Genomic DNA, 5,014 nt, shown 5'->3' with positions numbered 1-5,014 from the left:
TTACAGGGAGTAGAATAAAGGCATATCCATCAAAAGTTGCTGGCCGTGGAAATAAAGGGGAACGTAAAGGTAATACCTGTGGTAGACCAAGACCAAACAAAAATACTATTTTCAAAAGAATCAAATTGATTCTTGACAGACTGATAGGTAAACGAGGGAAGACAGGCCCTATCAAAGAGGTTTCTGATGCTAAGGCATTAGATGATTTATTTAATTCGCTGAGCAGAGGTGGAAGGACAGACGACTCAGGTAACTATCCTGGAATCGTCAAAATACTACCCGATGGCACAATCATTCGTAAGCGTTCGGGATCGAAAAGCGGTGGACCAACTCTCGACATTACAATGCCTGATGGAACAATTTATAAGGTTCATATTAAACAATGAATGCAATCTCAAGCTATATAGTTGAACTTCTGAACGATGACATGGTGAGTCATGGGCTCCTTGTTCAATGTATTGAAGAAGACGAAAGTATTCACAATCGACCACAATTGAAATGGACCGAGGTTCTAGAAAACCTCCTTTCAGGTGAAGTCGAAATTGGCATTGCTAAGAGTAAGTCGGAAGAATATGTCGAATTCATCGCGTGGAGAGGAAGTATTAATGAACGAATCTCTAGAGCTGTTGAATACGTTGACAAGGCGAGTACCTCCGATCAAGAGTTTGCTTACTGGCTGTGTTTACGAAAGAATGTTGATCGCTATGAAGGCGATGAACATCAAGATTCCAGCCAGAATGCTTAGTTGATCCCATTATGACTACGACGACAACGGAATTTTGCGAATCTCTTGTAAGCAATTATCCAGAGCTAAAAGAACTCCTTGCAGAACATATTTCTGATTATGACGAGCTACTGCCAAACGTATTTTTGGGCGAAATTACCCGGTACGTGCTAAAGGACGGGAAGGGTCGTTGTCAAATTGTGGAGTACTTGAACAAATCATTATCTTCAGGAGAACCCGATGTAAAAAACTTGATAGCCGTTTCGTTTGTAGAAAATCTTGAGAATCGAGAAGAACTTGAACGTGCGGTCGAAGGTGTAGAGACAGCAGAGATTATTTCTGAGTGGGACCGGCAAAAATCGACGTGAAGACGCAGCTTCCGCACTCCCTGAACTGGAGATTTCGCAGTGAGTGTGCTCGACTGTGGAATCCCAAGACGAGCTCAAAATGCTCCAAAGAATGGACTATCAGACCCACCTCCAATCCATGAGGGGCAACAAGGCAAGCATATTATCGGGCATAATAACTACATTCCAGGTAGAAGTATTTTGCGAGTAGCTGCAGAAGGACTTCGAAAGTATGCAGCTACAGGCAAATCTTTAAGAAGCACACCTATACCAAAGCCTGGTTCACGTGAACTAGTTGATTTTGGTAAGATTATTGGCGATCACGTCGATCCAGCTATCGGTATCACAACACCTACACAATGGGGAATCTTTATCTACAGCAAGACTGGTATTCACATTATTCCTGTAAGACCACAAGTTCCGCGTCCATGAGGTTAACTATGACGAGTAATGAACAACGCGTTAAGGTATTACTGTCTATACAACGAGCACTTCTTGGAGCAATTAGCCCGGAAATGCGAGCTATCGATGTTTCGTGGAATGACAGCGAGATACGATTACGATTTACGGTAGATGCAAACGAGGACAACGATATAGATGAATTGGTCAACGCCATCGAAGGAGAAATTGAAGGAGATTTTCTGCCTGATGCTAAAGTGAGTTCAGAAGTAATTGTAGTACCAGATGGCATTCCAGTATCAGTGTTTAATTTTTTTGATCAAGGATACGCAAGAGTCTATGCGAGGCATGAAGGCGATCTCAAGTTATTATAGTTGAACCAATAAGGTCAATTTATTCAGCCGCGCGATAAGGTCTTTGTCGATTTGAGTTTCTACTCAGTTGATGCTATCAATTTTCGGCCAACGGTAACGGCACCCGCACCAGCCTGGCCTATGATGCCGTTGGTCGGGAAACACACATCACACACTTTACTTCCAGCTACACGCCCTTCTCCTCTTTTGCTGACACTTACAATGCCGCCGGCAATCGGACTCAGCGTGTGAATCTGGATGGCGATATCGCAACCTGGACTTACGATAAAACAGCGCAGGTCCTCTCCGAACGCGATACCGATTCCATCGATACTCACAGCACGACCTTTACTTATGATGGATAATCACATCAATAGCTTGCCTAGCGAGCCGTTGTCAAAACAACAGAATGATGCTCTTAAATTGAGTAACCTGACCGGAAACATGGTTCACAGACGTTCGGACAGTGCGAACGTGAGTAGCGAATGGCTTCGCTATTACGGTAAAAAAACGTGAACTCATCTAACCAAGCAAATCTAAAATCAAAGTATTTGAACGAAGTTTGGCTGAACTTCATTGCTTCCGGAAACTTTTCACCCGTTCCCTCCGACTCAAACACCCCACGTTCGCTGCCGATCGATATGTATTTATGATAAAAGAGGTAGTTCGAAACGTACAAGTGTTATGATGATTTTCAATTCAGTTCTTGCTTTGTGACCACAGGGGAAACAAAATAAGTATACGGTGGCTTATTCCTGGATCAACTCAATCATCCCCTTCTTACGATTCGTAACAATCTAATGAATTTCAGAACACATGCCATAATCCTGTTCGCAGTGCTGATCTTGATGCCAGGATGTGAAACGCGGAAGGAAGTCAACGCTCCGCCAACTCCTGCCAAGGTTAAGATCAGCAAAACAACAACGGTCACTCATCCCCATCAGGAATCCCAGCCATGGGATACGCCTGATCGTCTGCTGCTTTTCGCTGCTCAAAAACTGAAGACGGAAGACGAAAGGTCATCAGCGCTGGCGGAATTCGGTCAAGCGCTCGTTCAATCGGGAGAGATCGAACAGGCCCTCATAATTATTCAGAAAATAGAAAATTTAAAAAGCAGGGATGAGGAATTGGATAGACTCGTCTCTGAACTGAACTGGCAAGGCAAAACCGCGCAAGCCTTACGCGTCGCTCAGATGATTAAAGGCAAATTCAGTAAAGCCTTGGCACACTATTATGTTGCTGCTGCTCTCTTGAAGAACGGGGATCTCAAACAAGCTCACAAGATCGCGCTGCAGATTGAGAAGGTGAAATCAACAAATTCTCGAATACACTCGACAACCAAATTGAGGGCGGACGTTCTCAGAAACATTGGGGAGGCCCTGATTGAGAAAGTAGGAATAGAGCAAGCCCTGAATGAGACCTGGATATTTGAGAGTTTCCCTGACGGGGAAATCGTACTGGTTAAGATTGCATCCGCTCTGGCTAAAACCGGAAAGATCAAACTTGCTTTAGAACTTGCTCAAAAAATGGAGGACCAAGCGAACAAATCAGATGTTTTGAGTGACATCGCCTGGGAGTTGTGCAAAGATGGGAAATCAAAACAAGCTTTGAACCTCACACTCCAGATCGAAGACCGGAAGACAAAGTCATTTACACTAAGCCTTATTTCCGGAATGTACGTGGATGAGAATAAGTTCAAGGAAGCATTAGAGCTGGCACTAAAAATAGAAGATTTAGGTGAACAACAATCTGCTCTAGTAACTATTGTCGACGCGCTGGAAGAGAATGATCAGTTCAAAGAAGCCTTAGACGTCGCTCAGCAAATGAAAGGCAGCAAAAACGCCCAAGTCGGTGACGGTATCTATAAGGAAAAAACTTTGGCGGTGATGGTTCACTCACTAGCGTACTCGGGGGACATCAATCAAGCTCTCAAAGTCACTCAACTGATCGAGGATGAGTACTTCAAATCAGATGCAATCGACAGCATTATCCAAGTTCTATTTAATCAAGATAAATCCAGTCAAGCACTAAAAGTGTCGCAAGAGTTTGAGAACGCAACTGACAAAGCGGATGCACTCTCGAGCATTTCCGTGATGTTGGCTGCAGAGGGAGAGCTTAGCCAGGCATTAGAAATCGCTCAAAAAATTGAGAACGGACAGAAAAAATCATCGACCCTGGGAAAGATCGTAAAGAAACTTTTGAAATCCGGAAAGATTCAACAAGCTTTCAGAGTCATTAAAAATAACAATGACTCTGATATTCTGACAATTGTAATCCACCAGCCGGGGTATAAAAGAACACCCATATTCCAGAAGATGATCGTGCAATTACTGGAGAAAGAACAAATCGAGCAGGCCTGGAAGGTCACCCAGATGCTGGATGATCCCGAGCAAAAATGTTCCGCATTCCAGTTCCTGATTTCCAAGCTGGTAATAGCAGGGAAATACTCAGAAGTTATCGATTTTTCGATGATGTATCCCGATCCGGATTTCAAATTCACTGTGCTGCGAACTGCGGCTACCAGATTGGCTGAAGCGGAAAAATTCAAACTGGCCCTGGATCTGACTCAGTCAATTGAAGACCAGGAACTCAATGCTTCTACGCGCAGCAATATCGCTGCAAGTCTGGCCCATGCGGGAAAATTCGAACAAGCCCTGGAAATCGCGAAAAACATTGAACGCACGCACTGGCAATTAGAGGCTCAGAAGCAGATCGTACTTGCTCTGGCACAAGCGGGGCAACTGAAACAGGGGATTGCGGTGACGCGAGAGATAGAAGATGCCCACCTGAGACTGCTTCTGCTCAACGATCTGGCAAAACAGTTGGCCACAATACCTTTCTTGAAAAAAAATCTGTTCTTTGGCAACTCCGTTCCGGGCCGAAAAATGAAGACCATATTCACACCAGCGGAAAAACAACTGGCCAAGCAGATTGTTGAATTGATCGACGCCGACTAATACCAAATATGCTGAGCGCTATTATTGTTTAGCAAGACGCAAAGAATACAAGCAGCGTTTACTCGAGAAACTCAGCCAAAATAAAAATCTAAAGAGCCATCCACTCTCTTTAAAATAACTTGAATTTGAGTTTCGTCTGGTTTCTCACCGTACGTAAAAAAGCCTTACTCAAACATTTCTGTCAGAGTAAGGCTTTTCGTATATCAAAAAGGTTGGTGGTCAAGTTTTAAGAGC

General features: G+C 43.8%; 6 protein-coding genes and 1 pseudogene. All 7 read left to right on the top strand.

The window, feature by feature from the left end; genetic code table 11:
- Positions 1 to 386 (top strand): annotated as a pseudogene (locus tag Q0668_RS15495) (hypothetical protein); the annotation flags it as partial.
- Entirely contained in the window at positions 383 to 745 is a 363-nt protein-coding gene (locus Q0668_RS15490) for a hypothetical protein (protein ID WP_298866275.1), read from the top strand. The pseudogene Q0668_RS15495 and the gene Q0668_RS15490, both read left to right, overlap by 4 nt.
- 11 nt (positions 746 to 756) lie before the next feature.
- Entirely contained in the window at positions 757 to 1,092 is a 336-nt protein-coding gene (locus Q0668_RS15485; protein ID WP_298866274.1) for a hypothetical protein, read from the top strand.
- A gap of 39 nt (positions 1,093 to 1,131) precedes the next feature.
- Positions 1,132 to 1,503, top strand: a complete 372-nt coding sequence (locus Q0668_RS15480) for a polymorphic toxin type 50 domain-containing protein (RefSeq protein ID WP_298866272.1) — start codon at positions 1,132 to 1,134, stop codon at positions 1,501 to 1,503.
- A gap of 8 nt (positions 1,504 to 1,511) precedes the next feature.
- Entirely contained in the window at positions 1,512 to 1,844 is a 333-nt protein-coding gene (locus tag Q0668_RS15475; RefSeq protein WP_298866271.1) for a hypothetical protein, read from the top strand.
- 227 nt (positions 1,845 to 2,071) lie between these two features.
- A complete protein-coding gene (locus Q0668_RS25920; protein WP_366918909.1) occupies positions 2,072 to 2,188 on the top strand; it encodes a hypothetical protein in 117 nt (38 codons plus the stop codon).
- A 483-nt stretch (positions 2,189 to 2,671) separates the two neighbouring features.
- Positions 2,672 to 4,780 carry a hypothetical protein gene (locus Q0668_RS15465; protein WP_298866267.1) on the top strand — a complete coding sequence of 703 codons (2,109 nt, stop codon included), beginning with the start codon at positions 2,672 to 2,674 and terminating at the stop codon, positions 4,778 to 4,780.
- The last annotated feature ends 234 nt before the right edge of the window (positions 4,781 to 5,014 follow it).

Origin of the sequence: uncultured Gimesia sp. (assembly GCF_937910335.1) — a bacterium.
GTDB lineage: Bacteria > Planctomycetota > Planctomycetia > Planctomycetales > Planctomycetaceae > Gimesia.
Note: the sequence above shows the minus strand (reverse complement) of the source record. Positions and strands in the feature narration are given on the sequence as shown.

Bases quoted from the DNA above. Each gene is read 5' to 3' on its own strand.
- Q0668_RS15490 (WP_298866275.1), top strand. From the start codon at position 383: ATGAATGCAATCTCAAGCTATATAGTTGAACTTCTGAACGATGACATG.
- Q0668_RS15485 (WP_298866274.1), top strand. From the start codon at position 757: ATGACTACGACGACAACGGAATTTTGCGAATCTCTTGTAAGCAATTAT.
- Q0668_RS15475 (WP_298866271.1), top strand. From the start codon at position 1,512: ATGACGAGTAATGAACAACGCGTTAAGGTATTACTGTCTATACAACGA.
- Q0668_RS15465 (WP_298866267.1), top strand. From the start codon at position 2,672: ATGCCAGGATGTGAAACGCGGAAGGAAGTCAACGCTCCGCCAACTCCT.